Genomic DNA, 4,529 nt, shown 5'->3' with positions numbered 1-4,529 from the left:
GGTCCCGCGCCAAGCGCTAGGCGATCAGTTCCCCAAGACAAAAAAAAAGGCCGGAGCAGCAATGCTCCGGCCTTTTTCATTGATGCCAAAAACTTATGATTACTCAGCTGCTGCTGTCACACTCACGGGAAATTGTTCCGTGTCTTGCTGATACAGGTCAGGCAAATACGGCCCAGCAGGAATACCCTGTCCCACAGTCCCGGCAGCCAGTGCATTTGCTTGGCGCGCCAAAGGTATGTAGTTGGGCGATCCTTTTTCAATGGCTGATATAATCGCTTGGGCGAGAAGGTCGGCCAATGGATTACCGGAACTGCTGGCTTGCGGTGAGTAAGTCAATTGCTGCGTGTGGATCCAAACACTTTCACCGGACTTGCAGCTACGGAGATCATAAGTGAAAGTCACATTGGTCGATGTCGCCAGCACAACGTACTGAGATTCCCAGCGCTCAATCGTCAGGTACAATGCCGTATCGCAACCGAACATTCGGTCTAGCCGCCGCGTATCTGCGCCGTATAGCAGCGCCGGGTCGGACAGCCCCTCGTCTTCTAGGAGAGACTTCACCATATTCGCCGGAAACACATAGTATCCACGCTGAGCAAATGGCTGAGAAACCGTAGACAAGAAAAATTCCGGAGCTTCTACGGCTCCCGAATTATTCAGCGCAGGCAGGACGAGAATGGATTTGGGATTTTCAGTCCGGAAGTCCGAGTAATCCTTGGCCTGAGGGCCTGACGCTACACACCCCGCTAAGGCGAGAGAAAGTGCAGCGACCGACAGTGCAGATTTTATCGCACCAATTACAGGTACAGATTTCATTAGACGCCAGCCTCCTCAGCCGATTTTTCAATTACAGTTTCATCTGAGACTTGCTCAGTTTCGACTGCACTCTCTGGCAAGCCCGCCTCAGCGTTCTGATCCGTCAGCCGGCTCACAACGCCTGACATGAACACTTCGGATTCCGGAAACGCCTCCGCTTCCTTGCGGAAAAGCTCCACAGCAGTGGCCTGATCACCCTGATTCAATTTCAGGTATCCGAGCTCCGCGTATAATCCCGGTGCGAGACGGTCACTGGCTTCGCCTTTTTCAATTGCCTTTTCCAGCGCAGTCTCAAATTTGTCGGCCAATTCCGGTTTTTTGTAGTATGCGTACAATGTCGGCTCGTAAGCGCCATATTCGAAACGTGGCGCTGCGACACACGCCGTAAGAGCCACTGCGCCAGCGCACAATAAGATACTTTTCTTGATCATTTTCCTACCTTTAGCGAACAATTTTCAAAGCACTGTCACGAGCGACATATATTTTCTTGTCATAGAGAACGGCGGAACCATCAGTGATCTGAATTACATGGCTCCCCGGAACAACGCCAAGCGTTTGATTGGCGCCATCAAAGTCTGAGACTGGTCCCACAACAACTCCATCAAGGATTACTTGGGAGGTTTCAGGGAATGCCTCGAAGTACACCGCTGCTGAGTTGCCACCCTGCACAATTGATTCCCCCGGGTAGGCGCATCCTCCAAGAGTTGCGAGACCAATGAAGGCAACACTGATTGCCAATGTTTTTTGAAACGGCATCATTTCACCTCCCGAACGATGAGTCGTTCGGACTCGCCTTCCAAACTTCCTGAAACCACCTGTGCGACAGACCCTTCCGAGTACTCCGTATCGCCAAAGAAAGAGACGACTTCAATCTCCGCAATCGATCTGCCCGGCAGTGTGATTGGAAGCCCTGACTGCCCGCTTTTTATGACTTCACCCAACGTCTCTACGGTGAAATGGTCGCCCACTTTCAGACCTTGGCGGCCCCCGCCACTGATAAAGACGCGATCACCGTCAACCTTGAGAACGTCCGTACTCCATGGACGATCCTCCAAATTTCCGACTATCTCTGACACCATATTGGAGACCGCTGCCGAGATAGCGGAGTCATTCAAGGATGCATCATAAGCGGCTCTTGATCCGAATCCTGCGACTTCGCCTGACTCTGTAGACGCCTCACCTTTTCCGGAAGCGCTGAAGAAGGCCAAGGCGCTTTTGGGATCCACAAGTCGAGCCTCTACAGCGGCCTCTACCGTTTGCTTCTTTGTTGAGCTGAGAAAACCCACCTGGCCTTCGGTCTTCCGGCCGAATTCTGTAACCGAACCGACGATGACCGCATCCACGCCCACAAACTCGCTAGCACCGTCTTCGAGTAATGACTTTTCGAATGCGAGTCCACCAAGGTTGTCTCGCTCGAAAACCAGGAATCCTTCGGTCTCGACCAAGCGTTTGACAAGCATATCTCGTGCTTGATCTGCTAGTGGATCGTTTTCTCCATCGTACAGAAGACCTTTTCCGTATCGTGTACTATTTGAGAAGCGAACCACAGCGATCCTTCGTTTCAATGTGGGTTTCGAAACAGTCCGGACTGGTAGTGAAGCTTGGGCAGAGACGGCTGGTGTGGAAACACGTTCTGGCGCCTTTTCAACAGTCGCACACGCCGTCAATGCCGCGGCGCCACAGGCCGCGAACAGTAGATTCTTCAAAGTGAAATCTCCCCATTCTCCCCGCGATCTTTAGTGATCGCGAGAACACATTTCCCGTATTGGTTGTCGGGGTCAACCATAAAAAAGACCGATCATGAAACAATCACGACCGGTCTTTCAGTGTTCGCTTAAAACGCGAAAATATTCGGCGGCAAGTACTTACGCAGCGGCTTTTTCAGCTTTCCCGGCCGGTGGGAAGCGGTCGTAGAAGCCTTCGCCCTTGGCCGCCATGTCGCGGAGCAGGTCGCCCGGACGGAACCGGTCACCATACTTGTCCGCGAGCTTGTCGGCCTCGGCGACGAATTCCTTGATGCCCCACATCAGGTCGATATAGGAACAGCAACCGCCCGTATACGGTGCAAAGCCCCAAGCGAGGATGGAGCCAATGTCGGCATCGCGCGCATCGGTGATAACACCCTCTTCAAAGCAACGGGCAACCTCCACAGCCTGACGGATCAGGAAGCGGTTGGTCAGCTCTTTCTTCAGGTCTGGTGGGCATTCGTCCACCTTCACTTCCAGCTGCGTGTTCAGGTCTGGCCAGAGGCGTTCCGGCTTGCCCTTTTCGTTGTAGTCGTAGAAGCCCTTTCCGGCCTTGCGGCCCACACGCTCCTGGTCTTCGACGAGCCATGCAAGGAACTGCGTCCGGTCATCCGTCTGCAGATCGATACCAGCTGCCTCAGCGGTTGCCCGCGTCACTTTCAGCGCGGTGTCGAGACCGACCGAGTCGGAAACTTCCAGCGGGCCCATCGGCATGCCGGACTGTCGGCCGACATTCTCGATGATCGCTGGCTTGATGCCTTCTGCCAGCATTTCCATGCCCTCGCGCGTATAAGTGCCGAAGCAGCGGGACGTGTAGAAGCCGCGGCTATCATTGACAGCAATCGGCGTCTTGCGGATGGCGAGCACATAATCGACCGCCTTGGCGAGGGTCGCTTCGCTGGTCTTTTCACCGCTGATGATTTCGACAAGCCCCATGCGCTCGACCGGCGAGAAGAAGTGGATGCCGATAAAGTTCTCAGGGCGTTCCGATGCTTCAGCCAAGCCTGTAATCGGCAATGTGGATGTGTTTGATCCGAAGACAGCATCCTTGTCGAGAACAGCTTCAGCCATCTTGGTGATCTTGGCTTTCAGTTCGACATTCTCGAACACGGCCTCGATGACCAGGTCAGCGCCTTTGACATCATCATAATTGTCGGTCGTCGTGATCAGGTCGAGCAGTGCGTCGCCCTTCTCCTGTGTGGACTTGCCACGCGAGACGGCCTTTTCGACGAGACGGCGGGAATAGTCCTTACCCTTCTCGGCATTCTCTTTCGAGACATCGACGAGAACAGTCGGGATACCAGCCTTGGCCTGCACATAGGCAATGCCCGCGCCCATCAGGCCCGCACCGACGACAGCGATCTTCTTGAACTCGGTCTTCGGATGACCGGCCGGGCGGTTGCCGCCCTTGGACAGTTCCTGCATCGACAGGAACAGGGACCGGATCATGGCTTTCGCTTCCGGGCGCTGCTGGGTGTTGATGAAGTATCGGGTCTCGATCCGGAGACCCGCATCGATCGGCACCTGAATGCCTTCATAGATGCAGGACAGGATGTTCTTCTGGGCCGGATAGTTGCCATAGGTCTTGGCCATCAGCATGGCATTGGACATGGTCGCGACCTGGCCCGCACCGGGGCTACGATGCACGACGCCGCCCGGAACCTTGAAGCCCTTTTCATCCCACGGCGCCTGCGCCTTCGGATTGGCCTTGACCCAGGCCTTCGCCTTGTCGACCGTTTCGGACGATGGGGCGAGTTCCTGAACGACACCCATGGCGAGCGCCTTCTCGGCATTGAAGCTTTCACCTTGCAGGATCAGTGGCAGAGCGGCCTGAACGCCGATCAGGCGTGGCAGGCGCTGGGTGCCGCCAGCGCCTGGCAGGAGGCCGATCTTGGCTTCCGGCAGGCCGAATTGCAGCTTCGGATTGTCATTCGCCGCAACGCGATAATGACAGGCCAGCGCCACTTC

The 4,529-nt window shown here is 55.2% G+C and carries 5 protein-coding genes; all 5 read right to left on the bottom strand.

Annotated elements, in window-relative coordinates; translation table 11 throughout:
* Window positions 1-99: 99 nt before the first annotated feature.
* Entirely contained in the window at window positions 100-816 is a 717-nt protein-coding gene (locus B2344_RS09825) for a DUF799 domain-containing protein (protein WP_290483153.1), read from the bottom strand.
* On the bottom strand, window positions 816-1,247 hold the full coding sequence (locus B2344_RS09820) for a DUF4810 domain-containing protein (protein ID WP_290483154.1): 432 nt from the start codon (window positions 1,245-1,247) through the stop codon (window positions 816-818). Before B2344_RS09820 ends, B2344_RS09825 begins: the two co-directional genes overlap by 1 nt.
* A 10-nt stretch (window positions 1,248-1,257) precedes the next feature.
* Window positions 1,258-1,575, bottom strand: coding sequence for a hypothetical protein (locus B2344_RS09815; RefSeq protein ID WP_290483155.1), 318 nt, complete (start codon window positions 1,573-1,575; stop codon window positions 1,258-1,260).
* The gene (locus B2344_RS09810; RefSeq protein WP_290485123.1) at window positions 1,572-2,522 is read right to left on the bottom strand and encodes a CsgG/HfaB family protein; all 951 of its coding nucleotides are present in this window, start codon (window positions 2,520-2,522) and stop codon (window positions 1,572-1,574) included. Before B2344_RS09810 ends, B2344_RS09815 begins: the two co-directional genes overlap by 4 nt.
* Window positions 2,523-2,681: 159 nt before the next feature.
* Window positions 2,682-4,529 (bottom strand): 3-hydroxyacyl-CoA dehydrogenase NAD-binding domain-containing protein (locus tag B2344_RS09805; RefSeq protein ID WP_290485122.1); only part of this gene is annotated, 1,848 nt, incomplete at its 5' end.

This window comes from Hyphomonas sp. UBA3195, from assembly GCF_002366485.1.
In the GTDB taxonomy this organism is placed as follows: Bacteria; Pseudomonadota; Alphaproteobacteria; order Caulobacterales; family Hyphomonadaceae; genus Hyphomonas.
This window is presented reverse-complemented; position numbering and strand designations above follow the sequence as displayed.